Raw genomic sequence first — 26,930 nt, 5'->3', positions numbered from 1 at the left:
TCAGCCCTTGACCGCGCCGGCGGTGAGTCCGCCGACGAGGAAGCGCTGCAGGGCGATGAACGCGATGGCCACGGGGAGCGAGACCACGAGCGAAGCCGCCATGAGCTCCGGCCAGGCGGTGGACGCCTCGCCGATGAACGTGTTGACGAGGCCGGGCGGCAGGGTCTGCTTGTCGGGACCGGCGAGGGTGAGGGCGAAGATGAAGTCGTTCCAGCCCCGGACGAACGCGAACAGTCCCGCGGCGATGAGGCCGGGCGCGGCCAGCGGCAGCACGATCGAGTGGATGATCCGCAGGCGGGAGGCGCCGTCGACGCGGGCGGCCTCGATGAGCTCGTCCGGGATCGTGTCGAAGAAGCCCTTCAGCATCCACACGCACAGCGGCAGCGTGAACGTCGTGAACGACAGCACGAGCGCCGTGTAGGTGTTGAGCAGGCCGTAGGCCGAGAACACCGCGTACAGGGTGATGAGCAGCAGCGCCTGCGGGAACATCTGCGACGCCAGCACGAAGTACATGAGGCTGCGGCGGCCGCGGTAGCGGAACTTCGAGAACGCGTAGCCCATGTACGCCGACACCAGCACCGAGAGGATCGCGGTGATGACGGAGACCACGATGCTGTTGCGGAGGTAGCCGAACAGGGCCGGGTTGTTCGCGAGCGCGGCGTAGGCCTCGAACGTGATCTCGGTGGGGAACAGCTTCGGCGGGTAGCTGAACACCTCGGTGCGCGGGGTGAGCGACGTCGCGAGCAGCCAGTACACGGGCAACAGGGCGAACCCGCCGAAGACGACGACGGCGATCCAGGCGCTCACGGTGGAGGCGCGGCGGTCGGCGCGGTGGCGCCGACGGCGGGGCGCGGCGGGTGGGGCGGAGACGGCGGCCACCGTCTCTTCGGTCAGCACGGCGGTCATCGCTTCTCTCCCTTCTCGGACAGGCGGACGTAGACGACGACGAGCGCCATCAGCAGGATCATCCAGAGCAGGCCGATCGCCCCGGCGTGGCCGAGGTCGAAGCCGTCGAACGCGGTCTCGTACACCGCGGTCGCGAACGTCTGGGTGGAGCCGGCGGGACCGCCGCCGGTGAGGACGTAGATGATGTCGAAGTGCTGGAAGTTCCAGATGAACTCCAGCAGGATTACGAGGCCGATGATGCCGCTCATCTGCGGGACCGTGATGGAGAAGAAGCGGCGGATGGTGCCGGCGCCGTCGATCTCGGCGGCCTCGTGCAGCTCGATCGGCACGGTCTGCAGGCCCGCGAGGAGCATGACCATCATCCAGGGGAACGACTGCCACGTCTTCGCGACGATCACGGCGATCATGGCGGTGGTGGGGTTCGCGAGCCACGCCTGCGGGGAGTCGATGAGGCCCACGGTCTCCAGGGCCGCGTTGAGCACGCCGTAGTTGGCGTTGAAGATCCACATCCAGAGGAACGACACGACCACGCCGGGGATCAGCCACGGGATGAGCATGAGGCCGCGGAGTACCTTGGCGCCGCGGATGCGCGTGTTCAGGGCGAGGGCGAGGCCGAAGCCGATCACGAACGGCGCGATGGTCGTGCCGAGGGTGAAGACGAGCGTCTGCGTGAGGAGCGGGAAGAACTCGCCCGTCAGCACGTCGACGATGTTCTGGAAGCCGACGAACTCGCGGCCGGGCTCGACGAGGCTCTGCTTGTAGAACGCGGTGATGAGGGCCGTGATCAGCGGGTACACGACGACGGCGGCGAGGAGCGCGAGGCCGGGAGCCGTGAGGAGGAGCGCGAACATCCCGTCCGAGAGGCGACGGGGCCGGCGACCTGTTCCTATCTGTGAGGAAATGGTCTGTTCTGTCATCTAGGTCATCCTTGGCCTGGGGTGATGTGTCCGCACTCTCGTGGTGCGGTCTCGGGCTTCCTCAGTATTTCCGGCAGATTACAGCGACGTCAACTGGAGAGCGCAATAGTCAGAAAGTGGTGGAAAGTGGTTGTTTTGTTAACTGGTTTCTCGGATGCGAGCCTCGGTACGCGAGGGCCATCGGGATCGGGATGCCGAAGGCGGCGTCGACCAGCGCCGAGCCCGATCAGCCGCGACGCCCTGGCGCCTCGAAGAACCAAAGCGATCAGTATCGATCCTTGCTAGTCGATTATCGATTGGCTACGGTCGGATCAGCCGCTCCCGCGGCGCCGCGCGCATCGGCCGTGCGGGAAGCGACAGTTCGGAGACGCGATGAAGCGTGTACTGGCAAGCCTGACCCTGGCGGCGGTGTTCGGATCCGCCCTCGCTGCGGCGGTCCCGTCGGCGGCTGCGGCCGCGGACGACGACGCCCTCTACCTCGCGCCGGGAGGTGACGACGCGGCAGCCGGCACGATCGACGACCCCCTCGCGACGCTGGAAGGCGCCCGCGACCGGATCCGCGCGCTGAAGGCGGATTCCGCGCTCCCGGACGACGGCCTCACGGTGTACCTCCGGGAGGGCACGTACCCCCGCTCGGCGTCGTTCGAGATCGGCGCGCAGGACTCGGGCACTGCCGACGCCCCCATCACCTACCGCTCGTACCCGGGGGAGACCGCCACCCTCACCGGCGGTCGCGAGCTGCCGCGCGACCAGTTCGCCGCGGTCGACGACGCGGCGGTGACCGACCGCATCATCGACCCAGCTGCCCGCGACCGTGTCGTCGGGATCGACCTCGCCGACCTCGGCATCACCGACTACGGCCAGCTCAGCCGCCACGGCTACTGGAAGGCCAACGACGTCAGCACCACCCCGCCCATGGAGCTGTTCATCGACGGCCAGGGCATGACCCTCGCGCGCTGGCCCAACGCCGACGCGGCCACCCCGACCGTGCAGATGGGTGACATCATCGACGCCGGGCCGGACCGCAACGACGCCGACCTGCAGGAGCGCGGCGGCACGTTCAGCTACGGCTACGACCGTCCGAAGCACTGGACCCAGGCCGAGGACGTGTGGCTGGACGGCATCTTCGGCTACAGCTGGGAGTGGTCGTACAACAAGATCGAGAGCATCGACACCGAGGCGAAGACCATCACCCTCCGCTACGGCGAGATGTCCGGGATCATGAAGAGCTGGTTCCCCGACTTCCACTTCGCGCAGAACCTGCTGGAGGAGCTCGACGCCCCCGGCGAGTACTACATCGACCGCGACGCCGGGAAGCTGTACCTCATCCCGAACGCGGCCTTCACGTCCGGCCGAGGCGCCGTGACGGTCACGACGCTCGACGAGCCGATGCTGCGCGCCGACGGGGCCTCGTACGTGAACTTCGACGACCTCGTGATGGAGTACGGACGCGCGACGGCCGCGGTCATCCTCGGCGGCTCGCACGTGACGATCTCGCACAGCGACATCCGCAACTTCACCGACGGCGGCGTGCTCATCAACTCGCCAGGGCGCTACACGTACGACGGCATCCCGGTGAACCGCGGCGGCCGTGACCACGCCGTCACCGACAGCCGGCTCACGCACGTTGGCGGCGTCGGCGTGGTGCTCCAGGGCGGTGACAAGACGACGCTCGAACCCGGCCGCAACCGGGTCGAGAACTCCGAGATCGCCGACTTCGCGTACTACCACAAGGCCTACAACCCCGGCGTGATGTTTGACGGCGTCGGCAACATCGCCAGGGACAACGAGATCCACGACGCTCCGCACCCCGGGATCATCGTGCACGGCAACGACCACCTGTTCGAACGCAACGAGGTGTACGACGTCTGCAAGCAGTTCCACGACCTCGGTGCGATCTACATGAACTCCGGCAAGACCCCGCAGCAGCGCGGTCACGTGTTCCGGGAGAACTACTTCCACGACATCGGCGTCGGCATGGCGGGCGTCGAGGGCATCTACGCCGACAACTTCACGTGGGACCTCACGATCGAGAAGAACGTGTTCGTGAACATGGGCAACGGTGCGATCAAGAGCGGCTCGGCCGACTACATCGAGGCGCGCAACAACGTCTTCGTCGACGCCTACGCCCCGTACGACAACTACGAGCAGTGGATGGGCAATCAGGAGGGCAACGTCGTCGACCGCGACTACATGCCGGCCTGGGAGAAGGTGTTCGCCGACAACAACGACTTCGTCGGCACGCCGTATCTGACGAAGTACCCCGAGCTCGCGCACTTCTTCGAGGACGACCACTACTTCCCGAACCACAGCACGTTCGCGGAGAACGTCGTGTGGAACCCGAACCGCGCCCGGATGGCCGGCGTCAACGAGCACGGCGCGAAGGACGGGAAGAACCTCCTGAACTACGAGGACAACTGGGTGGCCGACGCCGACCCCGGCTTCGTGGACGCCGCGAACGGCGACTACACGCTGAAGGCCGATGCGGCCGTGTTCGACCAGATCCCGGGCTTCGAGGCCATCGCCTTCGGCGAGATCGGCGTCGACGGCGCGATCGGGCAGACGCAGCAGCCGCAGACCATCCCGCTCGAGGACATCGCGTTCGACAGCGACACGCTCACGATCGACGCGGGCGACGAGGTGCGCGTGCGCGCCGTGCCGCTGCCCTGGAACGCCGACGACGCCGCGGTGACCTATGCCTCGGCCGACCCCGCCGTCGCCTCCGTCAACGACAAGGGCGTAGTGCTCGGCATGGGCCCCGGTACGACCACGGTGACGGCGACGGCGAAAGCCGATGCCAGCAAGACCGCGACCATCGAGGTGATCGTCGAGGAGGGCGACGGCGTGCTGCACTTCACCGACTTCGAGTCGGGGGCGAACGGCTGGCCGACCGACCCCAACCGCAGCATCCAGGTGGATGCGTCGGGCGACAAGGTGTACCGCATCCTCGAGGGCGCCAACAGCATCCTGCCGCGGGACTTCACGGAGTTCGTGCTCGACTTCGACGTCACGGCGCCGGCCACGACCCCCGCCAACGCGGGACTCATCGTCTACGACCGCAACGGCAAGGGCGGCGGCTACATCCGCTTCCGCCAGGCCGCGGCCGGGCCGACCTGGACGATCTTCGACGACGCCTGGAAGGTCGTCGCCGAGAAGGTCGTGCCGGCGGCACAGGGCCTGACCCCCGGCGAGACCTCGCACGTCCGTATCGCGGTGCAGGACGGGCAGATCCGGATCTCCGTCAACGGGGCGATCGCGCTGGAAGGCGCCGACCCCGGCCCCGGCAAGGCCGGTCGGGTCGGGTTCTACGTGGAGAACTACGCCTCGCTCGACTTCGACGACATCGGGTTCTCGCTCTCCGGCGTGCCGGTCACGGGCGTGAGCCTGGACGCCGACGCCGTGGGGCTGACCGTGGGGGAGCGGCGGTCCGTCGCGGCCACGGTCGCCCCGGAGGACGCCAGCGACGCCCGGGTCACCTGGACGACCGACGCTCCGGAGGTCGCCACGGTCTCCGGGGGACGGATCGCGGGAGTGACGGCGGGCACGGCGACGATCACCGCGACCTCGGTCGCCGATCCGAGCCTCAGCGACACGGTCACCGTGACCGTGGACGACGCCGAGTACCCGACCACCCGCCTGGACGGTCAGCTGAAGGACGGGGCGAACTGGAGTGAGTCCGACCTCATCGCGGTGGACGACACGGGTGTCGTGATCAGCGGTCAGGGCGTCCACGGCTACGAGGCCGAGCGCTTCGGCGACACCCTGCTGCAGTTCGAGGCGGAGTTCGGCGCCTTCGACGGAGGCTGGTATGGCTTCCAGGCGCGCTCCGACCAGACCGGCCTCCCGGCCTGGCAGAACTCCAACACTGGATACCTCGCGGTGATCAAGGAGGACGTGATCGAGTTCCAGAGCTGGACCCCGGGCCAGACCATGCTCGACAGCATCCCCAACACGGTCATCGAGCCGGGCTCCACGCACCGCATCGAGTTCGGGGCCGTTGCCGAGGACGGCGGAACCCGCATCGTGCTCCGGGTCGACGACGTGACGGTGTGGAACATGGTCGACGCCAGGGAGAACCTCCGCATCGGTGCGGACGGCTTCTTCAACGTCTACCACTACGGCAAGACGAACACCCTGGCCGTGCGGCCGACACCGCCGCCCGCGACCGTGACCGGCATCTGCTGGGCGCCTGAAGCCGACCCGAAGACCCGCTACGTGCGCGGCGAGGAGCTCGACGTGACCGGCATGCTGCTGGGCGTGGACTGGAGCGACGGATCCCGCACCACCCAGCAGGTGACGGCGGACATGGTCAGCGGCTTCGACAGCAGCAAGGTCCGCCCGCACCACACGCTCACCGTGACGTACGCTGGCGCGAGCGTCGAGCTCCCGATCTCGGTGCGACCGAAGCTCAAGAACGACGAACAGGACGTGCCACGATGCGGGTGACCTTCATCGGAGACTCGATCACCGACGCGGGGCGCGATCGCTTCGACCCGGAGTCCTTCGGGGACGGCTACGTGTCGCTCCTCGCCCCCGAGCTGCAGGCCGCGGGGGCCACGGTCCGCAACCTCGGGATCGCGGGGGACCGCGCCCGCGACCTGGCCGCGCGGTGGGACGCGGAGCTGCTGCCCACGGCGCCGGAGCTGCTGACCGTGTACGTCGGCGTGAACGACATGTGGCGGCGGTTCGACAGCGACGACCCGACCTCGGCCGAGGACTTCGCCGCCACGCTCGGCGACCTCCTCGGCCGCGCGGTGGCCGCGCACGCCCCGCGGCTGATCCTGATGGAGCCGTACTTCCTCCCGGTGACGGAGGAGCAGCGCACGTGGCTTGACGACCTCGACGGGAAGCGGGCGGCGGTGCGGGCTCTCGCCGTGGAGCACGGGGCGGCGTTCGTGCCCCTGCACGAGGTGTTCACGGCGGCGGCGGAGCAGTATCCGGTCGTCGAGCTCGCGCCGGACGGGGTGCACCCGACACCCCGCGGATCCGCCCTCATCGCGGATAGCTGGCGCACGGCCGCGTCCATTAGCGATAGTCGATAATGGACGTAGACTGATGGTCATGACGGATGCTCTCGGCACGGCCGGACTGCAGCGCGGACTGCTGTCGGATCAGATCTACGCGCTCATCAAGGCGATGATCAAGGACTCGACGCTGGCCCCCGGCGAGCAGCTCGTGGAGTCGCAGCTCGCCCGGCAGATGCAGGTGAGCCAGGCGCCCGTGCGCGACGCCCTCAAGCGGCTCGCCCACGAGGGTCTCGTGTCGCATGTGCGGCATCAGGGCAACTTCGTCGCGAGCTACTCCGCGGAGGAGGCGGCGCAGGCCAAGGTCGCCCGCGTCGAGCTGGAGGGGCTGGCGGGACGGCTGGCCTGCGGGGCGCTCGACCCTGCTCGCCGCGCCGAGCTCGTCGGCCTCATCGCGAAGATGCATGAGGCGGCTGAGGCGGAAGACCTCGCCCGGTTCCGCGAGCTCGACTTCACCTTCCACCGAGCGGTGATCGAGGCCAGCGGCAACGTGTACCTCCCGCGCATGTGGGACCTCCTGGAGCCGAGCCTGCGCGTCATGCACGTGCTCGGCGACCCGACCTTCACGGGGGACTGGCACGAGGTCGCGGACTGGCACAAGGGCCTGCTCGACACCCTGGACGCCGGTGACGAAGAGGCCGCGTCCGCCCTCTTCCGCGCCCACGCCGCCGGCACCCTCCTCGACTGACCCCCGCGCGAGGTCGGAGTTTCGCACCGAGGTCGCACGGCTGACCGGAGTCCCTGCGGCACGGTGAGGATCTGCGACGGGGGTGCGGGAGTGTCCCCGGGGTGGGAGTCCCGGCGCGAGGTCGCAGTTTCGCACCGGTGTCGCATCCATCCTCGGAGTCCCTGCGACGCGGTGCGAATCCGCGACGGGACGCGACTCTGCTTCCGGGATGGGGTGTCCCGGCGCGAGGTCGCAGATTCGGAACGCGGTCGCATCCATCCCCGGAATCCCTGCGACGCGGGGGCGAAACTGCGACGGGGTTACGCGGTGAAGGGCGAGAGGCGGTCGGCGGTGCCGGACCAGAATGCTCGAGCCTCGGCCGGGGAGAGGGGAGGGAGAGCCTGCCGGGTCGCGGCGAGCACCTCCGCGTAGGTCGTGGTCCGCGTGGACATCGGCCAGTCACTGCCGTACATCAGCCGTTCCGCGCCGAAGAGGGCGAACGCGGAGCGCAGCAGCTCTCGCGACTCCTCCGCCCCGCGCGCCGCGAAGTCGAGTCCGGAGACCTTCGCCGACACCCCTGGTGCCGACGCGGCCTCGGCGAGGGCGGAGAGCCATGCCTCATCGGGCGTCCGGGCGCCGAGGCCGAGGTGGCAGACGACGATCGCGGTGTCGGGGTGCCGTCGGGAGAGGGTGGCCGCGGCGGGCAGCTGGTCCGGACGGATGAGGAGTTCGAGGGTGCGGGCGGTCGCGCCGAGGTGGGCGGCGAGGGCGTCGAGGCCGTCCACATCCGAGAGATCCGCGGCGAACTGCGGCACCGCGGCGCGCACGCCGACCACGGCGGGAGAGAACGCGACTGCGGTGGCGCCGGCGGCTCGTCCCGGCGCGGGGGTGTACTGCAGCACCACGCGCCGCAGGAACGGGTCGCGGGCGGCGGTCGCGGTCAGCCACTCCGCCTCCGCCACCGAGTCCGCCGCCTGCACGGCGATGGCGGAGGAGACGCCGGCGTCGGTCAGCTCCCGTCCGAGACGAGCGGCCGCGGCCTGCCGGGGGAGCCCGAGGTCGTCGCGGAACCACGGGATCGGCACGGCGTCCGCATCCCAGACGTGCACATGGGCGTCGACGATCCGCACGTCAGCTCCCGTGCCGCGCGGTCATGCAGCCTCCGCGTCGAGGGCGTCCCACAGCGCGGCGGGCAGCACGGCGTCGAGGCCGTCCACGAACGCGTCCACCTCGGCGGGGGTGCGCGCCCCGACGACCACCGCATCCGCACCCTGCCGTAGCGGGAACTGCACCGCGGCATCCGCGAGGCGCACGCCGTACGCGGCGCACACCGCCTGCAGGCGCTGTGCCCGCTCCCGGAGCTCCGGGGGTGCCGGCTTGTACTCGAAGAAGGGGGAGCCGACCGGGTCGACGAGGATGCCGGAGTTGAACACCGCGGCCGCGAGCACCCCGATGCCGCGGGCTGCCGCGGTCGGCAGCAACCGGTCCAGGGCGGTGCGGTCGAGCAGCGTGAGCCGACCGGCCTCCATCACCACGTCGAGCGGCGCCTCGGCGACGTAGCGCTCCAGGGGGTCGAGCCGTCCCAGGCCCACGCTGATCGCGCGCACGACCCCTTCGTCACGCAGTTCGACGAGGGCCGGAAGCGCCGTCGCGAACGCCGCCTCCACGTCCAGGGGGTCGTGCAGGTGCAGCACGTCCACGCGATCGACACCCATCCGGGCGAGGCTGCCGTCGAGGCTCCTCCGCACGCCGTCCCTGCTGAGGTCGACGACGGAGTCGTGTCCGCTCGCGGCGCCCGCGACGGGGCGGCCGTCCGCATCGACCAGCACCCGGCCGACCTTCGTCGCGATCACGTAGTCGTCCCGCGGCACGCCGCGCAGGGCGAGGCCGAGCTTCCGCTCGCTCTCGCCCGAGCCGTACAGCGGTGCGGTGTCGAAGAAACGGACGTCGCGGGCGAGCGCCGCCTGCACCGTCGCCACCGCGTCGCCGTCGGGCACAGGGGCGAAGAGGTTGCCGATCGGCGCGCACCCGAGTCCGACGTCGTCGCGGGCGGCGACCTCGGGATTCAGCGGACGGAGCTCTGGACGGAACGCCATGCCTCGTACTCCTCGCGGCTGTCGGGGGTCAACGGGTAGTAGTCGCTCAGGCGCGCGCCCTCGTCGAGACGGCGGCGGCTGAACACCTCCCACTCCTCATGATCGCGCGCGTCGTCCACGACCCGCGGCGCCATGGCCTGCGGCACCACGACCGGGCCGTCGTCGTCTGCCACCACGAGGTCGCCGGGCATGCACAGCGCACCGCCCACCGCGACCGGCACGTCGTAGGCCCACGGCACGAGCTCCGACTGCGAGGCGTAGTGCGGGGTCGTGCCCGTCGACCACACCGGGATCCCGAGCTCGCGGATGCGGCCGGCGTCGCGGATGCGGCCGTCCACGACGATCCCCGCGCCCCCCTTGCGTGCGAAGTAGCGCGCCAGGATGTCGCCGATGCACCCGGAGAACCGGCTGCCGTAGGCCTGGATCACCAGCACGTCGCCCGGCTGCACGGCTTCGAGCACGTGCCACAGGGCGGTGTGCCGCTCGGCGTACTCCTGGCCGTCGCCCGAGGCCATGTCCTCGCGCTGCGGCATGAACTGCAGGGTCAGCGCCGAACCGACGACGCGCTGGCCGAGGCTCAGCGGCTCCGGTCCGTCGATGTAGCTGCGGCGGATCCCGAGTCCGTGCAGCTTGGCGCACGCGGTGGCGGAGGAGATCGCGTCGAAGGACTCGACCACCTCGCGCGAGGGCCGCTGGTAGGCCCCACCCCGCACGGGCAGGGCGAAGTCGGGTCGGATCAGATCGGCGCTCATGCGTCTCCTTCAGGGAACAGGTGGCGCGGCGATCCGGTCGCACGCGCGATGGTCAGGTCGAGGTCGGCGGTGTGCGCCGGGGGCAGGGTCACCACGAGGTCGTCGTCCACGTCGAAGGTCGTGGTGACGGTCGGGGCGTCCGGGGCGGTGTACGTGCCCGAGGCGCCGGGCCAGAGGCCGGGCTCCTCGCCGGAGGCCGTGACCCGCACGATCCGGTCCAGGCCGAAGCGCCCCCCGCGCAGCCGCACGGTGCGGGTGTGCACGGCGGAGGTGTTCACGAGCTGCACGCCGATGCCGTCGTCGTCGAGACGGTGCACGAGCGCGGCGACGTCCTCCGGGAGTCCGGGCCGCGCGCGGTCGACGTCCTCGTAGCGGAGCGCCGTGAAACCGAGCCCGCCGTTGTAGAGCACCTGCGGCGCCCCGCCGACGAGCTGGGTCAGCACCTCCGTCACCACCGGGTTCACGCGCTGCCAGAAGTGCAGGTGCGCGGCGTCGGGGTCGCGGTCGTCGGCGAGCATCATCGCGGCACGACGTGCCACCTGGCCGAGCGCCATCTCCAGCGCCCGCACCGGATAATCGGGCAGTTCGCCCGAGAGATACGCGAACCAGCCGGCCTCGTGACCCGCCTCCTCCTTGTCGCGGAACGGCGCGACGAGGTCGGCGGAGGAGGGGAGGCCGGCGATCGCCGTCTCCAGCCGCTCCCGGTCGGACGGCATCCGCGACCACCACCACAGCCACAGGGGGAGGTCGAGCTGCAGCGGACCGTAGTCGAACCAGCCGTCCGCGCCGTGGCGGTAGGGGACCAGCAGAGCGGGCTCGGTGGCGGCCGCTCCGAGCCGGGCCATCCACCCGCCGCGCAGGCTGTACGTGGACTCCGCGACGCTGCCCGTGCGCGCCTCGGCGAGCACGGTGTCGAGCATGGTGCGCACGAGGTCGAGGGCGCCGTCGTCGCCCGTGACGAGCGCGTGGTTGAGGGCACCGATCAGGGCGCTCATGCCGACGGAGTGCAGTCCGTGCGGCCAGGCCCAGCCGTAGTGGCCGCCCCACCAGCGGCCGTCGTGGAGGGAGCCGACGGTGCCGTCAGGACCGACGTTGTCGGGGAGCAGCCCGCCGCCCGCGCGCGCACGCCAGCCGTCGACGTACCGGCGAATCCACGCGGCCGCCTCCTCGTCACCGTCGTAGAGCCAGCGGTTCGCGGCGAGGGAGGTCGCGGCGAGGTTCACGGCGATGTCGCCCGCCGCGCGGCGCTGCATCTCCTCCGCCATCCGCTGGGCGTGGGCGGGGTCGGCGAGGTCGTCCCAGGAGGCGATGCCGTCCAGGCCGTGCAGCGGCAGACCGTAAGGGCGCATCTCGTCCCGGTCGGCGGTGTACGGCACGATCTTCTCGTCGAGACCCTCGCGCGCACCCAGAGCGCCGTTGTGCGGCGAGCGGATCATGTTGCGCTCGGCGTCGTAGTTGCCCTGTGCGGGGTCGGTGAAGAGGGCCGCGAACCGGGCGGCGCGCGCGGCGAACGCGGGGTCGGCCGGGTCGGCGGCGCAGATGCCGGCGAGGAACAGCAGCGACTCGCCCTGATGGAACCAGTCGTAGCCGTTGTCGTACTCCTCGGTGAGCATGCCCGCCTCGGCGAGCTGCACGGTCACGCCCTCCCAGTGCCGCTTGGCGTCGGCGAGCACCTCGTCGGAGCCGCCGAGCAGGTAGAACGCGGGCCAGTTGAAGAAGGGCTCGTACAGGTCGTCCACGCCGTCGCGGTCGATGAACTCCGCGACGCCGCGGAGGCGGCCGTCCGGCAGCGTGTAGCGGTCGCGGAAGAGGCGGCGGGCCTCCTCGACCTCGGCGAAGAGCCGGCGCTGCAGCACGGCCCAGGCCGGGATCGCACGCAGCGGACGGGTGAGCGGGGTCTCCGGCACGGTCATCCCTTCGTCGCTCCGGCGACCAGGCCGCCGATGATGTGGCGCTGCATCACGATGAAGAACACCATCGCGGGCAGCACGGCAAGCAGGAGGGTCGGGAACACCTGCGTGTAGTCGGTCGAGAACTGTCCGACCGCCGCGTAGACGCCGGTGGTGACCGTGTAGATCCCCGAGCTCGGCCCGAGGATGATCTGCGGACTCACGAAGTCGTTCCACACGCCGATCGAGTTGAGCACCACGACAGTCGCGACGACGGGCTTCATGATCGGGAAGATGCACGCCCAGAACGCGCGGATGGGCCCGGCGCCGTCCAGTGACGCCGCCTCGTCGATGTCACGCGGCACGCTGCGGAGGTAGGCCGTGAACAGGAAGATCGTCACCGGCAGGGTCGCCGCCGTCTCGAAGAGGATGAACCCGGGGATCGTGTTGATGAGCCCGAGCACCCGCAGCACGAAGACGACGGGGATCAGCGTCACCTGACCGGGGATGAAGAGCCCGGAGACGAAGAGGAGCAGCAGTCCCAGGTGCCACTTCGACCGCCCGCGGGCGATGACGTAGGCGACGGGCGCGGCGAGGGCGATGCAGCACAGGTTCACGAGCACGACGAACAGCAGCGTGATGCCGTACGCGGCGATCACGTTGAACTTGCTGCTCGTGATCGCGGCCCACAGGTAGTCGAACGTGAACATCTGCGGCGTGATCAGCAGCGGGTTCTCGATGATGTCGGCCTGCGGTTTGAACGCGTTGATCAGCATCGTGTACATCGGGATCAGCATCGTGATCGCGACGACGCCGAGGACGATCCACCGGATCGTGCTGACGGCGAGGGCCGGGCGGTTGCGGGTCTGCTTCATCAGTCGGTCGCCTTCTGCTCGGCGCGGCGTCGCACCAGCGTGACGGCGAGGCCGACGACCGCGGTGACGATGAGGAGGATCATGGACTGCGCGGCGCCGAAGCCGAGGGCCGAGTTCGCGAAGGAGTCCTTGAGGATCTGGTACACGATGGTCTGCGTCGAGCCGGCAGGCCCGCCGTCGGTGAGCGACAGCACCACGTCGTACGCCTTGAGGAGCCCGACGAGGGTGAGCACGAGGTTCACGGTGAAGACCGGCGCGATGAGAGGCAGCGTGATGGACCGGAACTGCTGCCACCGCGAGGCGCCGTCCACGGTCGCCGCCTCGTAGTACTCCGCGGGGACGGACTTGATGCCGGCGAGGAACAGGATCATGTTGAAGCCGAAGTGCGACCACACGATCGTGAAGATCACGCTCGCCTTGGCGAAGGTCGGGTCCGTGAGGAACGGCATCGCCGGGAGGCCGAGCGTGCTGAGCAGACCGTTGACGGCGCCGGTGGGGGAGAGCATCGCCGACCAGAGGAAGCCGATGATGAGGGCGCTGATCACGTACGGGTAGAAGAAGATCGTGCGCAGGATCGTGTTCGAGCGGCCGGGCCCGGAGATGAGGGCGGCGATCGCGAGGCCGATGGCGTTGCAGAGGATCGTGCCCACCACCGCGATGATGCCCGTGAAGATCGCGGCCTGCGTCGAGCGCGGGCTGCGGAACGCCTTGATGTAGTTGTCCCACCCGATGAAGTTGAAGTTGAGGCTGTACCCGTTCCAGTCGGTGAAGCTGAGCACCGCCGCGAGGATCATCGGGATGACGAACATCGCGAGGAAGACCGCGACGGCCGGGCCGCCCATGAGGATGCCGGGGATCCGGTTCCGCCACTGCTGCAGCGCCGTGCGGCGGCGCGGGGCGGGGGGCGAGCTCATCGGCGTCGATGGTCCTGTCGGGGTGGCGGCGGCGGCCGGAGGCGGCGCGGTCGTGGTGGGCGGAGTCATGGCGGCACTCTCGTTCTCGGTGGCGCGTTCAGGGGGAGGCGCTGGGGCAGCGCCGGGACGGCGCCCGGGACGGATGTCGCGTCCCGGGCGCCGCGAGGGTCAACCGGCGTTGGCGGCGAACCAGTCGTCCATGGCCTGCAGCACCTGGTCGGCGGGTGCGCCGCCGAGCAGGGCCTGGGTCTGGGTGTTGATCTCGCCGGAGTAGCCGTCCGGGAGCGTGCGCTCGCCGTAGCCGCCGCCGGTGGGCGTGTAGGCCTCGGCCGGGGTGTCGGCCACGATCTGCAGCAGCTCCTCGCCGAGCGGCGTCATGTCGTACTCGTAGCCGTCGCGGAAGTTGCCGTCGACCGCGAGCTGGTCGCTCACCGCGGTCTGGTCGGTGGTGAGGAACTCGATGAGCTTCGCCGCCGCGTCCTGGTTCTTGCTCGCCTTGAGGATCGAGTACGGGCTGGCGATGTTGGCGCCCATCGCGGGCTGCTCGTCGGCGCTCATGGCGGGGGCGCGGAAGACGCCGATGTCCGCGGAGTCGGCGGCCTTCGCCTGCGTGCCGGCGAACCAGCTGCCCATCGAGTACACCGCCGTCTTGCCCGAGAGGAAGGCCTGCTCGGCGTCCGGGTACTTGATGCCCAGGGCGTCGCCGGGGATGTAGCCCTCGGACACCCAGTCCGCGTAGGTCTCGACCGCATCGCCGTAGGTCTCGCTGAAGGTGACGTCGCCTGCCGAGATGTCCTGGAACCACTCCGGGTCCTCGGCGATGATGGTCGGCAGTCCGAGCGCCTGCAGGGTGTGGCTCGTCATCCAGTCGCCGCCGGTCTGGACGGGCGTCCACCCGGCGTCCTTGAGCTTGCCGAGGGCCTCGGTGAGCTCGTCGACCGTGGTCGGCACCTCCGTGATCCCCGCCTCCTCGAACGCGGTCTTGTTGTAGAAGAAGAGGCTCTGCAGCTGCACGCCGATGCCGGCCATGTAGTTCTTGCCGTCGATCGAGTACTGGTCGGCGAGCGGACCGGACGACGCCCACTCGTACTGCGAGAGGTCGACGAGCTCGGGGGCGAGCTTGGTGGTGGGGGCGATGGACTGCACGACGTCGGGAGCGTCACCGGCGGCCAGCAGGCGCGGCACGGCGGCTTCGACGCCCTCCGCACCCGGGTTCTGGATGACGACGTCGATGTTCGGGTTGGCGTCCTCGAACGGCGCGACGAGGTCGTTCCAGAACTCCTCGGTCAGGTTCGGGGTGACGTTCACGAGCATGCGCACGGTGACGTCGCCGCCGGCGTCACCGCCGTCGTCGCCGGCGGTGGTCGAGCAGCCGGCGATGGCGAGGGCGGACACCGCCGCGATGCCGGCGAGGGGGAGGACTCGGGCCTTGATCATCGTTGATCCTTTCCTGATGCATGAGGGAGGGCCGCTCGCGACATTACACTAATCGATAATCGTTTGTGAAGAGCGGGCAGCATCGAACCCGGTCGGACCGCATTCCGGTCTGCGGTCTCCGAGCGGGGCGCGCGGCGCGGTCAGCCGGCGGCGCGGCGGGCGCGGTACGCCGCCACGGCGTTGCGATTGGCGCAGCTCGTCGAGCAGTAGCGCTTGGAGCGGTTGCGGGAGAGGTCGAGGGCGATCGCCTGGCATGTCCCGTCTTCGCAGACGGTGAGGCGAGAGCCCTCGTCCGTGCGGATGACGTCGATCAGGGCCATCGCGGTCTCCACGAGCACCCGTTCGGCGAGCGGGCGATCGTCGGCGAGCCCGTGCAGGTGCCAGTCCAGCTCGTCGTGGCGCACGAGCCGCGGGGTCAGGCGCACCTCGGCGAGAGCGGCGTTGACGTGTGCGGCCATCTCGTCGCGCGGAGCGAGCAGCATGGCGCGGAGGCGCGACCGCAGAGCGCGGAGGTCGTCGAGCTCCACCGTGTCCCCGTCGACCCGTCCCGTGTACGGGAACACCCGAAGGAAGGCCTTCTCGTCGTCGATGTCGACCAGGGTGTCCGGGTCCTCCGCCGAGTTCGCGAGCCAGACCGCCGCGCGCAGCGCATCCTCTGTGTCATCGGTGAAGACCATGTTGACAGCTTACTCCCGCCGGCGTAGCGTCATCCCTCATGAGCACGGTGGCTGATGACACTCCGCGCACCCGGACCGGGGTGCGCCTCGGCCTGCCGCTCGCTGTCGCCGCCGCCTTCGCGTTCGGCTCCTCCGGGGCGTGGGCGCGCGGACTCATCGATGCGGGGTGGACACCGGGGGCCGCCGTCACTGTGCGGGTCTGGGTCGCGGCGCTCGTGCTGCTCGTCCCCACGGTCCTCGCGCTCCGTGGGCGGTGGCGTGCTCTCCGGCAGAACGCGGGGATGGTCGCCGCCTACGGCCTCCTCGCGGTCGCGGCCACCCAGCTCTGCTACTTCCAGGCCGTCGCGGTGATGGACGTCGGGATCGCGCTGCTCATCGAGTACACCGCCCCGGTCGCGGTGCTCCTCTGGCTGTGGCTGCGCCGGGGCGAGCGTCCCACGCGGCGCAGCATCCTCGGTGCGGGCATCGCCTTCGTCGGGCTCGTCCTCATGCTCGACATCGTCACCGGGGCGCAGGTGGACGTGATCGGTGTCCTCTGGGCGCTCGGGGCGATGGTGGGGGCCGCGAGCTACTTCGTGCTGTCCGCCCGGGCGGACACCGGGATCCCGCCGATCGCCCTCGCGGGCAGTGGGCTGCTGCTCGGCGCCGTGGGTCTGAGCCTCGCCGCGCTCATCGGCGTGCTGCCGTTCGCGTGGACGACGGCCGACGTCGACTACCGGTTCGGCGCGGTGCCGTGGTTCGTGCCGGTCCTCGCGATCGGCGTGATCGCCACGGCCCTCGCGTACGTGCTCGGCATCGTCTCGACACGGATGCTCGGCTCCCGGCTGGCCTCGTTCGTCGCGCTCGCCGAGGTCGTGGCGGCCCTGCTCTTCGGCTGGCTCCTGCTCGGGCAGCTCCCCGGCCCGCTGCAGGCCCTCGGGGGCGTGCTCGTGCTCGCCGGCGTGGTCGTGGTCAAGCTCGGCGAGCCCCGCCCCGCCCCCTGAGCCCACTCGCGCGCACAACTTCGGAGATCGGAGCCGACACGCCGGCCCCGGGCCCCGCCGTACGGCGTGTCCCCGGCGATCTCCGAAGCTGTGCCCGGATGGGGGCGGGCGGACGGAGACTATGTATACGAATGGACCCCTCGTGCCGAAGAAGTGCACCACGTCGGGCGGTTTATGTATACACTGGCGGAATGGTCCTCCCTGTCGAGCGCACGTCCATGGGCGATCGCGCCTATGCGGCGCTCCTCGACGGCATCCAGTCCGGGGAGCTGCCGGCCGGATACGTGCTCGGCGAGGTGGAGCAGGCCGAGCGCCTGGGTGTGAGCCGGACGCCGCTGCGGGAGGCTCTGCGTCGCCTGGCCGCCGACGGTCTGGTCGTGCAGCAGTCGCCCCGCGTCACCGTCGTCGCCGACCTCGACGCCGACGACATCCGGTCCCTGTTCGAGATCCGCCGCGCGCTGGAGGAGACCTCCGCCCGGCTCGCCGCCGTCCGGGGTGACGCCGACCGGTTCGCCGCGCTCGCCGCGGAGTTCGCGCACGTGGACCTCACCAGGGCGGAGGGCCGCGATGCCTACTACGCCCTGATCGCGCGATTCGATGCGGCCCTCGACGATGCCGTCGCCAACGACTACATCGCTGCGGCGCTGCGCACGGTCCGCACCCACCTCGTCCGCGTGCGGCGCATGGCGCGGGACAAGCCCGCCCGGCTCGCCGCCTCCGCCGCCGAGCACCGCACGATCGCCGAGGCGCTCGCCGCCCGCGACGGCGACCTCGCCGCCCATGCCACGCACGTGCACCTGCACAACGCGCTCACCGGCATCCTCGACTCCCTCCCCGACAGCGAAGGACACTCATGACCGTCACCCACCACGTCCGCGTGCACGCCAGCTCCGAGAACCTCGTCCGCGAGGATCAGCTCGCGTGGAAGATCGCCGAGGTCGCGGTCGACCAGGTCGAGGTCGAGCAGCCCGTCGTCGACATGATCATCAACCGCATCATCGACAACGCCGCCGTCGCCGCCGCCTCTCTCACCCGCGCGCCGATCATCGCCGCCCGCGCGCAGGCGTTCAGCCACCCCGTCTCGACGGGCGGGGCCGGCGCCAACCTGTTCGGAACGCCGCTCGACCGCCGCACCAGCCCGGAGTGGGCGGCCTGGGCGAACGGCGTGGCCGTGCGCGAGCTCGACTACCACGACACGTTCCTCGCCGCCGAGTACTCGCACCCGGGCGACAACATCCCGCCGATCCTCGCGGTCGCGCAGCACACCGGCAAGGACGGGCGCGCGCTCGTGCGCGGCATCGCCACCGGGTACGAGATCCAGATGGACCTCGTGCGCGCGATCTGCCTGCACAAGCACAAGATCGATCACGTCGCGCACCTCGGCCCGTCCGCCGCCGCCGGTATCGGCACGCTCCTCGGCCTCGACGTCGAGACGATCTACCAGGCGGTCGGACAGGCGCTGCACACCACGACCGCCACGCGTCAGAGCCGCAAGGGCGAGATCTCCACCTGGAAGGCGCACGCCCCGGCCTTCGCCGGGAAGATGGCCGTCGAGGCGGTCGACCGGGCGATGCGCGGACAGACGAGCCCCGCGCCGATCTACGAAGGCGAGGACGGCGTGATCGCCTGGATGCTCGACGGGAAGGACGCGGCCTACGAAGTGCCGCTGCCCGCCGCCGGCGAGGCCAAGCGCGCGATCCTCGACTCGTACACGAAGGAGCACTCCGCGGAGTACCAGGCGCAGGCGTGGATCGACCTCGCCCGCAAGCTCGGCACCGCGAACCCGGCCCTCCGCGACCCCGCGAACATCGCGTCGATCGTGCTGCACACCAGCCACCACACCCACTACGTGATCGGCTCGGGCGCGAACGACCCGCAGAAGTACGACCCGACGGCCTCCCGCGAGACGCTCGACCACTCCATCCCGTACATCTTCGCGGTGGCGCTGCAGGACGGCGGCTGGCACCACGTCGACTCCTACACGCCGGAGCGCGCCGGCCGGGCCGACACCGTCGCGCTGTGGCACAAGATCACCACGGCCGAGGACGCGGAATGGACCCGCCGCTACCACTCGGAGGACCCGGATGAGAAGGCCTTCGGCGGTCGCGTCGAGATCCGCCTCACCGACGGCTCGACCGTGGTCGACGAGATCGCCGTCGCCGACGCCCACCCCCTCGGCGCGCGCCCGTTCGCGCGGGAGAACTACATCGCCAAGTTCCGCCTGCTCGCGGAGCCCGTGCTCGAGCCCGCCGAGATCGAGCGGTTCCTCGAGCTCGTGCAGCGCCTGCCCGAGCTCACGGCCGCCGAGGTCGCCGAGCTCTCGATCGTCGCGAAGCCGGGTCTGCTCGACGACGCCGACGCCCCGGCGGGTCTGTTCTGATGCTGTACTCCACCACGACGCCCGCCGAGAAGCGGCGCCTGTTCCGGGAGCGGCTCGCCTCGGGGGAGCTGCTGCGGTTCCCCGGCGCGTTCAACCCGCTGAGCGCCCGGCTCATCGAGGAGAAGGGGTTCGAGGGCGTCTACATCTCGGGCGCCGTGCTCTCCGCGGACCTCGGGCTGCCGGACATCGGCCTCACCACGCTCACCGAGGTCGCCGGGCGCGCGAAGCAGATCGCCCGCATGACCGAGCTGCCCGCGATCGTCGACGCCGACACCGGCTTCGGCGAGCCGATGAACGTCGCCCGCACGATCCAGGAGCTCGAAGACGCGGGCCTCGCCGGCACCCACATCGAGGACCAGATCAACCCGAAGCGCTGCGGACACCTCGACGGCAAGGCCGTGGTGGACGAGGACACCGCGATCAAGCGGATCCGCGCGGCCGCCGACGCCCGCCGCGACGAGAACTTCCTGATCATGGCGCGTACCGACATCCGTGCGATCGAGGGGCTGGAGGCGGCGATCGACCGGGCCAAGGCGCTCGTCGATGCGGGGGCGGACGCGATCTTCCCCGAGGCCATGCGCACGATCGGCGAGTTCGAGGCCATGGCCGCGGCGCTGGACGTGCCGATCCTCGCGAACATGACCGAGTTCGGCAAGAGCGAGCTGTTCTCCGTCGACGCTCTCCGCGATGCCGGGGTGCGCATGGTCATCTGGCCGGTGTCGCTGCTGCGGATCGCGATGGGGGCGGCGGGCCGCGCGCTCGATACGCTGAACGACGAGGGGCACCTGACCTCGAAGCTCGGGGAGATGCAGCACCGCGCCGACCTCTACGAGCTGATCGACTACGAGTCGTACAACCACTTCGACTCGGGCGTCTTCAACTTCACACTCGACAACACCGGTCGCTGAGCGCAGCGAAGCGGACACACGACGCGGTTGCTGAGCGAGGAGCGCAGCGACGAGTCGAAGTACACGAAGGAGTGACCATGACCGAGCCGGACATCAAGAAGGGCCTCGCGGGGGTCGTCGTCGACACGACGGCGATCTCGAAGGTCAACCCCGAGACGAACAGCCTGCTCTACCGCGGCTATCCCGTGCAGGAGCTCGCGGACACGCAGTCCTTCGAGGCCGTGGCGTACCTGCTGTGGAACGGCGAGCTGCCGACGGGCGACGAGCTCGCCGCGTTCCGGCTGGAGGAGCGGAAGCACCGCGCCCTGGCCGACAACGTGAAGGCCGCCATCGACCTCGTGCCGCTCGAGGCGCACCCGATGGACGAGGTGCGCACCGCCGTGAGCCTGATCGGCGCATCCGACCCCGAGGCTGGCGGTTCCGTGCTCGACGCCGGTGGCAGCCCCGAGCAGAACCTGGCGCGCAGCATCCGCCTGTTCGCCGCGCTGCCGGCCATCGTCGCCTACGGCCAGCGTCGCCGTCGCGGCCAGGAGCTTATCGCTCCGCGCGACGACCTCGACTACTCGGCGAACTTCCTCTGGATGACCTTCGGGAGGAGGCCGACGATGTCGTGGTCGACGCGTTCAACCGGTCGATGATCCTCTACGCCGAGCACTCCTTCAACGCCTCGACCTTCACCGCCCGGGTCATCACCTCGACCCTCAGCGACATCTACTCGGCGGTCGTCGGCGCCATCGGCGCGCTCAAGGGCCCGCTGCACGGCGGGGCGAACGAGGCGGTGCTGCACATCTTCAAGGAGATCGGCTCGGCGGACGCCGTCGAGGCCTGGCTCGACAAGGCCCTCGCGGAGAAGCGCAAGATCATGGGCTTCGGGCACCGCGTCTACAAGAACGGCGACTCCCGCGTGCCGACGATGAAGGCCGCGCTGGACACCCTGGTCGCGCACTACGGTCGGGAGGACGTCGCCGCGCTGTACGACGCGCTGGAGTCGCAGTTCGTCGAGCGCAAGGGGATCCACCCGAACCTCGACTACCCGTCCGGTCCCGCATACAGCCTCATCGGCTTCGACACCCTCACCTTCACGCCGCTCTTCGTCGCGGCACGGGTGACGGGGTGGACCGCCCACGTCATCGAGCAGGCCGGCGCGAACGCCCTGATCCGCCCGCTGTCGCACTACGACGGCCCCGACGAGCGGCACGTCGCCCGCTGACCCCGTTCCGTTCGAATCGCCTGATTGGCTCCATTCTCGCCCGGGATGGAGCCATTCGCGCGATTCGAAGCGGTAGCGTGCGGACGGCCCCGGGTCAAGCGGATGCGGCGGATTTCCGGGAGGAGTAAACCGGATCCGGGACGACAGCGTGTCCCGCGAGAAGGAGGCCCCCATGTCCGCGTCCGACGTCACCGTCAAGGAGGTGCGGTCGCTCGTCCCCGCGCGCATGGACCGGCTCCCCTGGTCGCGCTTCCACTGGATGATCGTCGTCGGACTCGGGTTCTCCTGGATCCTCGACGGCCTCGAGGTGCAGATCGTCGCGGCCAACGGCTACGCGCAGACGCTGGGGATGGGCCCGGCCGAGGTCGGCCTCGCCGGCACCTGCTACCTGCTGGGCCAGGTGTTCGGCGCCCTCGTGTTCGGCCGTCTCGCCGATCGCCTCGGCCGCAAGAACCTCTTCCTGCTCTCGCTCGGGGTGTACCTCGTCGGGTCGGCCGTCGCGGGCCTCGCGTTCGCCCCCTGGTTCTTCTACATCTGGCGCTTCGTCGCCGGGGCGGGCATCGGCGGCGAGTACGCGGCCATCAACTCGGCCATCGACGAGATCATCCCCGCGAAGTACCGCGGCCGGGTCGACATCGCCATCAACGGCACCTACTGGGGTGGTGCGGCCCTCGGCGCCGTCGCCAACATGTTCTTCCTCAACACCGACATCCTCCCCGCCGACATCGGCTGGCGGCTGAGCTTCTTCGTCGGCCCGATCCTCGGCCTCCTCATCATCTGGCTGCGGCGGCACATCCCGGAGAGCCCGCGCTGGCAGATGACGCACGGCCGGGAGGAGGAGGCGGAGCGCAACGTCGACGGGATCGAGGAGCGCATCCGCAAGGAGGGCAAGACGATCGAGCCCGTCGACGAGAGCAAGGCCATCACGGTCAAGGAGTACGGCAGCGTCCCGTTCCTCGTGATCGCGAAGGTGCTGTTCAAGAAGTACCCGCGGCGCACGCTCGTCGGCATCACGATGATGGTCACGCAGTCCTTCCTCTACAACGCGATCTTCTTCACGTACGCGCTCGTGCTGGAGAACTTCTACGACACCCCGCCGGCATCCGCGTCGCAGTACTTCATCGTCTTCGCGGTGGGCAACCTCGCCGGCGCCCTCATCCTCGGCCACTTCTTCGACACGTGGGGTCGTCGGCGGATGCTGTTCGGCACCTACGTGCTCGCGGGACTGATCCTGCTCGTCAGCGCCTTCCTCTTCAACGCGGGCGTGCTGAATGCGGGCACGCACACGGCGTTCTGGTGTGCATCGTTCTTCTTCGCCTCGGCCGGGGCCTCCGCCGCGTATCTGACGGTGAGCGAGATCTTCCCGCTCGAACTGCGCAGCCAGGTGATCTCCTACGTCTTCTCGATCGGGCAGCTCGTCGGCGCGGTCGCCCCGGTGCTCTACGGCGCGCTGATCGGTGCGAGCGCGGAGTCCGGCGACCGCGGTCCGCTGTTCTGGGGCTACGTGCTCGGTGCGGCCATCATGATGTTCGGCGGTGTCGTGTGCGGCGTCTTCGGCGTCAGTGCCGCCGGGAAGTCGCTGGAGGACATCGCCGATCCGCTCTCGCTCGTGGAACCGGCGAAGAAGGGTGTCACCCCGGGCGCGGAGTCCGGCTCCTGAGTGGCGGCGCTAGCGGGCGAGCCAGTTCCGCAGGGAGCGCGTGACGAACGGCAGCACCCAGTACGTCATGATCGGCGTGAGCACGAGGGTGGTGATGAGCACGCGGAGCCACAGCGGCACGGCGTCCCATCCCGGCACCGGGCTCATGGCGTAAGTGAACGCGAGGTTCACGGGGAAGAAGCCGAGCCAGATCGAGACGGCCTGCTTCCACCGCGGCGGCGCGGGGGCGACGGTCACGGTGCTGGTCGTGCCGTCCGGGTCGACGACGGGGATGGATCCCGTGGACGGCTCGTCGAACCAGCCCTCGATGCCGGAGCGGCGCTTGGACCGCTCGCTGCGGACGAAGCCCTGGCCCATCGACAGCCACCACGCGCGTTCCCCGGACTGCTCCCACGCGGTGAGCGCGTCCTCGCTCGCGAAGCGGTAGAGCATGTGCCAGACCTGGGAGTCCTCGCCGGCGCGGACCCAGCCGGAGCCGAGGAATCCCGGGTACTTCGTCGCGAGGTTCACCCCGGTCTGCACCCACGCGGTGGCCTCGGCGATGCGCTCCGGGTCGACCTCGCGGCGGATGGAGACGGTGACGGGTTCGGAGACGGGCGCGGATGCGGACATGGTGCGGTCCTCGGGGGTGAGCGGCGTCGGGGTGCGGACGCGGGGTGGCGGCGCCAGGGTCGCGGCGCCTGGTCGATTCTAGTTCCCGTTCGAGTCGCGCGATTGGCTGTAAATCCGGGCCGGATGCCGCCATTCGCGCGATTCGAACGCGGGGTCACCGCCCCAGCGCCGACGCCATACGGCGGATCAGTTCCTCGGGTCTGTGGAGGAGGGGTGCGGTGACCTCGATCACCGTCCACCCGGCAGCCCGCAGCGCCGCGACCCGCTCGACATCCCGTGCCCACTGCGCGCCGTGCACCATGCCGTGGTACTCCGCCGCGACGCGTTCGGCCTCCCAGACCATGTCGACGCAGGCCAGGAAGCGACCTCGGTCGTCGAACACGTCCACGTTGAGTTGAGGCTCCGGGATCCCGGCCGCGACCAGGAGGCACCGCAGCCGGCTCTCCCGCGGCGACCACGAGTCTTCCCGCACGAGCTCGACCGCCTCCCGCAACCGTGCCGCCCCGCGCCTCCGCCCTGCCGCCAGCATCTCCCGCAGTTCGTCGATTGTCGCCCACGGCTGCCTCCCGAGGTCCGGCCGCCCGACACCCGGTCTCCAGCGCCGGCAGAAGTAGTCGCCGAGGGCCACGAGGTCCACCAGCGGCAGCGTGCCGAGGGAGACCCAGGTCGCGGCGGGGGAGGTCACCCGGAGGCCGTCCCGATAGCGGATCGAGGTGAGGCTGGACAGCGTGCGGTGCCCGGTCACGCCGCGGGCGCGGGGGAACGGGATCCCGCCGGACGCGCTGACGTGGAGGGCGAGGTCGTCCTCCGTCGTGATGCCTCCGTGATCGTCGAAGGCGAGCGGCAGGGGGCCTCCCCAGATCGACACGGCGGTCTCGTGACTGAAGAAGTGTCCCGTGTGCAGGATCGGGGCATAGGACTGCGCTCGTGCCACCCGCGCGTGCCGCTGCCGCTCGTACGGGTCTGCGATATCGGGCCCGGGAGCCGGGCGGGGGTACACGCGGACCCCGTGGAACGGAGCCTCGAGGTCGGATCCGCGCAGCCGTCCGCGACTCAGGCCGTGCAGTCGCGCCGTCCGGACCGCGAAGTCCGCCTCGAAGCGGGCCGGAAGCTGCTGTCGTCGTCCCATGCCCCCACGCTCCCACCCCGGCGGTCGGGGCGGGGTCGGTTTCCACAGCCCCGGTTCGAATCGCGCACTGTGCTCGATCCCCGGCCGAAATGGAGCAAAGCAAGCGATTCGAAGGAAGAGAAGACCCCCGCCGACCCGATTCGGCGGGGGTCTCGGGAGCGAGAGTGCTCACCGTGTGCACGGGAGACGCGACTACCCGATCCGGTCTGAGTCTGTGCCGTGCATCTGCAGTTGTAATCGGCCTGGATGTCCGGCGGGTGAACGGCCGGAGAACGGGCGACGGCGGCATCCGAACGCGGGGCGCCGCAAGATACAAGGACGTCCTCGTATTTTCACGGTAGTCGGAGTAAACTCGCCGATGTGCCAAAGAGGGCACGGAGGGATGTCGCACAATGACCCGTACTATCCCGCACTTCGTGGGCGGAACGCATGTCACCCCGGAAGACGGACGCTTCGCCGACGTCTTCGACCCGAGCACCGGAGCCGTGCAGGCCCGGGTGCCGCTCGCGTCCGCGGAGGAGGTGCGCCGCGTCATCGGGAACGCGGAGCAGGCTCAGGCCGCGTGGGCGGCGACCAACCCGCAGAAGCGCGCCCGCGTCCTCCTGCGGTTCCTCGACCTCGTGCAGCAGGAGATGACCTCGCTCGCCGAACTCCTCGCGAGCGAGCACGGCAAGACCGTCGACGACGCCAAGGGTGACATCCAGCGAGGCCTCGAGGTGATCGAGTTCTCCGCCGGAGCCCCGCACCTGCTCAAGGGCGAGTACTCCACCGGTGCCGGGGCGGGCATCGACGTGTACTCGATGCGGCAGCCGCTCGGGGTCGTCGCGGCGATCACGCCCTTCAACTTCCCCGCCATGATCCCCCTGTGGAAGGCCGGGCCCGCGCTCGCCGCCGGCAACGCCGTGGTGCTCAAGCCCAGCGAGCGCGACCCCTCGGTGCCGGTGCGCCTCGCCGAGCTCTTCCTCGAAGCGGGGCTGCCGGCCGGCGTCCTCAACGTGGTGCACGGCGACAAGGAGGCGGTCGACACGCTGCTCACCGACGACCGGATCCGCGCGGTCGGTTTCGTCGGCTCCACGCCCATCGCCGAGTACATCTACGCCACCGCGGCCGCCCACGGCAAGCGCGCGCAGTGCTTCGGCGGCGCGAAGAACCACATGATCGTGATGCCGGACGCGGATCTCGACCAGGCCGTCGACGCCCTCATCGGCGCCGGCTACGGCTCCGCGGGGGAGCGGTGCATGGCCATCTCGGTCGCCGTGCCGGTCGGCGAGGAGACCGCGGACGCCCTCGCCGCCAAGCTCGCCGAACGCGTCGCTCAGCTGCGGGTCGGCCCTTCCCTCGCGGCGGACGTCGACTACGGACCCCTGGTCACGCGGGCAGCGGTCGAGCGGGTGGAGGGCTACATCCAGCAGGGGATCGACGAGGGCGCGACGCTGCTCGCCGACGGCCGCGGCTTCACGGTCGACGGGCACGAGGAGGGCTTCTACCTCGGACCGACCCTGTTCGATCACGTGACGACCGACATGGCGATCTACCGCGAGGAGATCTTCGGCCCGGTGCTCGTGATCGCCCGCGCCGCCGACTACGAAGAGGCGCTGCGCATGGCCTCCGAGCACGAGTACGGCAACGGCGTCGCCATCTTCACGCGCGACGGTGACGCCGCCCGCGACTTCGCCGCACGCGTGGAGGTCGGGATGGTGGGCGTGAACGTGCCCATCCCGGTGCCGATCGCCTATTACACGTTCGGCGGCTGGAAGCGCAGCGGCTTCGGCGACCTCAACCAGCACGGCGCCGACGCCTTCCGCTTCTACACGAAGACCAAGACCGTGACGAGCCGCTGGCCGTCGGGGATCCGCGAGGGCGCCAGCTTCGTCATCCCCACGATGCACTAAGG

21 protein-coding genes and 1 pseudogene are annotated in these 26,930 nt (G+C 70.2%); 10 read left to right on the top strand and 12 right to left on the bottom strand.

Annotated features, from left to right (window positions below; all coding sequences use genetic code 11):
- Positions 1-906, bottom strand: a complete 906-nt coding sequence (locus IZR02_RS14860; RefSeq protein WP_025105392.1) for a carbohydrate ABC transporter permease — start codon at positions 904-906, stop codon at positions 1-3.
- Positions 903-1,757, bottom strand: coding sequence for a carbohydrate ABC transporter permease (locus IZR02_RS14855; RefSeq protein ID WP_174235390.1), 855 nt, complete (start codon positions 1,755-1,757; stop codon positions 903-905). Before IZR02_RS14855 ends, IZR02_RS14860 begins: the two co-directional genes overlap by 4 nt.
- 438 nt (positions 1,758-2,195) lie before the next feature.
- On the opposite strand from IZR02_RS14855, the gene IZR02_RS14850 reads away from it, so the two are divergent.
- Genes IZR02_RS14850 through IZR02_RS14840 form a run of 3 tightly spaced genes read left to right on the top strand, consistent with a single transcriptional unit; the run spans position 2,196 to position 7,535 of the window.
- A complete protein-coding gene (locus IZR02_RS14850; RefSeq protein ID WP_025105394.1) occupies positions 2,196-6,269 on the top strand; it encodes an Ig-like domain-containing protein in 4,074 nt (1,357 codons plus the stop codon).
- Positions 6,260-6,865: an SGNH/GDSL hydrolase family protein gene (locus IZR02_RS14845; RefSeq protein WP_025105395.1), complete on the top strand. Its 606-nt coding sequence runs from the start codon at positions 6,260-6,262 to the stop codon at positions 6,863-6,865. The genes IZR02_RS14850 and IZR02_RS14845 overlap by 10 nt, the downstream gene beginning before the upstream one ends.
- Positions 6,866-6,884: 19 nt before the next feature.
- Positions 6,885-7,535, top strand: a complete 651-nt coding sequence (locus tag IZR02_RS14840; RefSeq protein WP_025105396.1) for a GntR family transcriptional regulator — start codon at positions 6,885-6,887, stop codon at positions 7,533-7,535.
- Positions 7,536-7,834: 299 nt separating this feature from the next.
- Here IZR02_RS14840 and IZR02_RS14835 read toward each other — a convergent pair whose 3' ends face one another.
- From IZR02_RS14835 to IZR02_RS14800, 8 genes are all read right to left on the bottom strand, one after another.
- Positions 7,835-8,644 carry an amidohydrolase family protein gene (locus IZR02_RS14835; protein ID WP_025105397.1) on the bottom strand — a complete coding sequence of 270 codons (810 nt, stop codon included), beginning with the start codon at positions 8,642-8,644 and terminating at the stop codon, positions 7,835-7,837.
- 21 nt (positions 8,645-8,665) lie between these two features.
- Positions 8,666-9,610 (bottom strand): aldo/keto reductase, encoded by a 945-nt coding sequence (locus tag IZR02_RS14830; protein WP_025105398.1) that lies wholly within the window; start codon positions 9,608-9,610, stop codon positions 8,666-8,668.
- Positions 9,580-10,362, bottom strand: coding sequence for a dimethylmenaquinone methyltransferase (locus tag IZR02_RS14825; protein ID WP_025105399.1), 783 nt, complete (start codon positions 10,360-10,362; stop codon positions 9,580-9,582). Before IZR02_RS14825 ends, IZR02_RS14830 begins: the two co-directional genes overlap by 31 nt.
- Positions 10,359-12,275, bottom strand: a complete 1,917-nt coding sequence (locus IZR02_RS14820; RefSeq protein WP_025105400.1) for a hypothetical protein — start codon at positions 12,273-12,275, stop codon at positions 10,359-10,361. Before IZR02_RS14820 ends, IZR02_RS14825 begins: the two co-directional genes overlap by 4 nt.
- Positions 12,272-13,126 carry a carbohydrate ABC transporter permease gene (locus IZR02_RS14815; protein ID WP_017204137.1) on the bottom strand — a complete coding sequence of 285 codons (855 nt, stop codon included), beginning with the start codon at positions 13,124-13,126 and terminating at the stop codon, positions 12,272-12,274. Before IZR02_RS14815 ends, IZR02_RS14820 begins: the two co-directional genes overlap by 4 nt.
- Positions 13,126-14,040 carry a carbohydrate ABC transporter permease gene (locus tag IZR02_RS14810; protein ID WP_025105401.1) on the bottom strand — a complete coding sequence of 305 codons (915 nt, stop codon included), beginning with the start codon at positions 14,038-14,040 and terminating at the stop codon, positions 13,126-13,128. Before IZR02_RS14810 ends, IZR02_RS14815 begins: the two co-directional genes overlap by 1 nt.
- A 168-nt stretch (positions 14,041-14,208) precedes the next feature.
- Positions 14,209-15,477 carry an ABC transporter substrate-binding protein gene (locus tag IZR02_RS14805; RefSeq protein ID WP_025105402.1) on the bottom strand — a complete coding sequence of 423 codons (1,269 nt, stop codon included), beginning with the start codon at positions 15,475-15,477 and terminating at the stop codon, positions 14,209-14,211.
- Positions 15,478-15,617: 140 nt separating this feature from the next.
- Positions 15,618-16,154 carry a CGNR zinc finger domain-containing protein gene (locus IZR02_RS14800; protein ID WP_025105403.1) on the bottom strand — a complete coding sequence of 179 codons (537 nt, stop codon included), beginning with the start codon at positions 16,152-16,154 and terminating at the stop codon, positions 15,618-15,620.
- Between the two features lie 38 nt (positions 16,155-16,192).
- On the opposite strand from IZR02_RS14800, the gene IZR02_RS14795 reads away from it, so the two are divergent.
- From IZR02_RS14795 to IZR02_RS14770, 6 genes and pseudogenes are all read left to right on the top strand, one after another.
- The gene (locus IZR02_RS14795; protein WP_025105404.1) at positions 16,193-17,137 is read left to right on the top strand and encodes an EamA family transporter; all 945 of its coding nucleotides are present in this window, start codon (positions 16,193-16,195) and stop codon (positions 17,135-17,137) included.
- A gap of 191 nt (positions 17,138-17,328) precedes the next feature.
- On the top strand, positions 17,329-17,994 hold the full coding sequence (locus IZR02_RS14790; RefSeq protein ID WP_025105405.1) for a GntR family transcriptional regulator: 666 nt from the start codon (positions 17,329-17,331) through the stop codon (positions 17,992-17,994).
- Positions 17,991-19,517, top strand: a complete 1,527-nt coding sequence (locus IZR02_RS14785; protein WP_025105406.1) for an MmgE/PrpD family protein — start codon at positions 17,991-17,993, stop codon at positions 19,515-19,517. Before IZR02_RS14790 ends, IZR02_RS14785 begins: the two co-directional genes overlap by 4 nt.
- Complete coding sequence (gene prpB / locus IZR02_RS14780) at positions 19,517-20,425, top strand: methylisocitrate lyase (RefSeq protein ID WP_025105407.1); 909 nt, start codon at positions 19,517-19,519, stop codon at positions 20,423-20,425. The genes IZR02_RS14785 and prpB overlap by 1 nt, the downstream gene beginning before the upstream one ends.
- Before the next feature lie 77 nt (positions 20,426-20,502).
- Positions 20,503-21,635 (top strand): annotated as a pseudogene (locus IZR02_RS14775) (bifunctional 2-methylcitrate synthase/citrate synthase).
- 172 nt (positions 21,636-21,807) lie between these two features.
- A complete protein-coding gene (locus IZR02_RS14770; RefSeq protein ID WP_025105409.1) occupies positions 21,808-23,295 on the top strand; it encodes an MFS transporter in 1,488 nt (495 codons plus the stop codon).
- Positions 23,296-23,304: 9 nt separating this feature from the next.
- On the opposite strand, the gene IZR02_RS14765 is transcribed toward IZR02_RS14770, so the two are convergent.
- Positions 23,305-23,907: an antibiotic biosynthesis monooxygenase gene (locus IZR02_RS14765; protein ID WP_062765537.1), complete on the bottom strand. Its 603-nt coding sequence runs from the start codon at positions 23,905-23,907 to the stop codon at positions 23,305-23,307.
- Between the two features lie 154 nt (positions 23,908-24,061).
- Positions 24,062-25,036, bottom strand: coding sequence for a hypothetical protein (locus IZR02_RS14760; RefSeq protein WP_025105411.1), 975 nt, complete (start codon positions 25,034-25,036; stop codon positions 24,062-24,064).
- Between the two features lie 392 nt (positions 25,037-25,428).
- Between IZR02_RS14760 and IZR02_RS14755 the strand changes: the two genes are divergently transcribed.
- Positions 25,429-26,928, top strand: a complete 1,500-nt coding sequence (locus IZR02_RS14755) for a CoA-acylating methylmalonate-semialdehyde dehydrogenase (RefSeq protein ID WP_025105412.1) — start codon at positions 25,429-25,431, stop codon at positions 26,926-26,928.
- Positions 26,929-26,930: the final 2 nt, after the last annotated feature.

Origin of the sequence: Microbacterium paraoxydans, assembly GCF_019056515.1 — a bacterium.
In the GTDB taxonomy this organism is placed as follows: domain Bacteria; phylum Actinomycetota; class Actinomycetes; order Actinomycetales; family Microbacteriaceae; genus Microbacterium.
This window is presented reverse-complemented; position numbering and strand designations above follow the sequence as displayed.

Excerpts from the sequence above, each read along its gene's own strand:
- IZR02_RS14795 (WP_025105404.1), top strand. The coding sequence starts at position 16,193 with ATGAGCACGGTGGCTGATGACACTCCGCGCACCCGGACCGGGGTGCGC.
- IZR02_RS14790 (WP_025105405.1), top strand. The coding sequence starts at position 17,329 with ATGGTCCTCCCTGTCGAGCGCACGTCCATGGGCGATCGCGCCTATGCG.
- IZR02_RS14760 (WP_025105411.1), bottom strand. The coding sequence starts at position 25,036 with ATGGGACGACGACAGCAGCTTCCGGCCCGCTTCGAGGCGGACTTCGCG.
- IZR02_RS14860 (WP_025105392.1), bottom strand. The coding sequence starts at position 906 with ATGACCGCCGTGCTGACCGAAGAGACGGTGGCCGCCGTCTCCGCCCCA.
- IZR02_RS14770 (WP_025105409.1), top strand. The coding sequence starts at position 21,808 with ATGTCCGCGTCCGACGTCACCGTCAAGGAGGTGCGGTCGCTCGTCCCC.
- IZR02_RS14855 (WP_174235390.1), bottom strand. The coding sequence starts at position 1,757 with ATGTTCGCGCTCCTCCTCACGGCTCCCGGCCTCGCGCTCCTCGCCGCC.
- IZR02_RS14800 (WP_025105403.1), bottom strand. The coding sequence starts at position 16,154 with ATGGTCTTCACCGATGACACAGAGGATGCGCTGCGCGCGGCGGTCTGG.
- IZR02_RS14765 (WP_062765537.1), bottom strand. The coding sequence starts at position 23,907 with ATGTCCGCATCCGCGCCCGTCTCCGAACCCGTCACCGTCTCCATCCGC.
- IZR02_RS14840 (WP_025105396.1), top strand. The coding sequence starts at position 6,885 with ATGACGGATGCTCTCGGCACGGCCGGACTGCAGCGCGGACTGCTGTCG.
- IZR02_RS14805 (WP_025105402.1), bottom strand. The coding sequence starts at position 15,477 with ATGATCAAGGCCCGAGTCCTCCCCCTCGCCGGCATCGCGGCGGTGTCC.
- IZR02_RS14785 (WP_025105406.1), top strand. The coding sequence starts at position 17,991 with ATGACCGTCACCCACCACGTCCGCGTGCACGCCAGCTCCGAGAACCTC.
- IZR02_RS14820 (WP_025105400.1), bottom strand. The coding sequence starts at position 12,275 with ATGACCGTGCCGGAGACCCCGCTCACCCGTCCGCTGCGTGCGATCCCG.
- IZR02_RS14815 (WP_017204137.1), bottom strand. The coding sequence starts at position 13,126 with ATGAAGCAGACCCGCAACCGCCCGGCCCTCGCCGTCAGCACGATCCGG.
- IZR02_RS14845 (WP_025105395.1), top strand. The coding sequence starts at position 6,260 with ATGCGGGTGACCTTCATCGGAGACTCGATCACCGACGCGGGGCGCGAT.
- prpB (WP_025105407.1), top strand. The coding sequence starts at position 19,517 with ATGCTGTACTCCACCACGACGCCCGCCGAGAAGCGGCGCCTGTTCCGG.
- IZR02_RS14825 (WP_025105399.1), bottom strand. The coding sequence starts at position 10,362 with ATGAGCGCCGATCTGATCCGACCCGACTTCGCCCTGCCCGTGCGGGGT.
- IZR02_RS14810 (WP_025105401.1), bottom strand. The coding sequence starts at position 14,040 with ATGAGCTCGCCCCCCGCCCCGCGCCGCCGCACGGCGCTGCAGCAGTGG.
- IZR02_RS14830 (WP_025105398.1), bottom strand. The coding sequence starts at position 9,610 with ATGGCGTTCCGTCCAGAGCTCCGTCCGCTGAATCCCGAGGTCGCCGCC.
- IZR02_RS14755 (WP_025105412.1), top strand. The coding sequence starts at position 25,429 with ATGACCCGTACTATCCCGCACTTCGTGGGCGGAACGCATGTCACCCCG.
- IZR02_RS14850 (WP_025105394.1), top strand. The coding sequence starts at position 2,196 with ATGAAGCGTGTACTGGCAAGCCTGACCCTGGCGGCGGTGTTCGGATCC.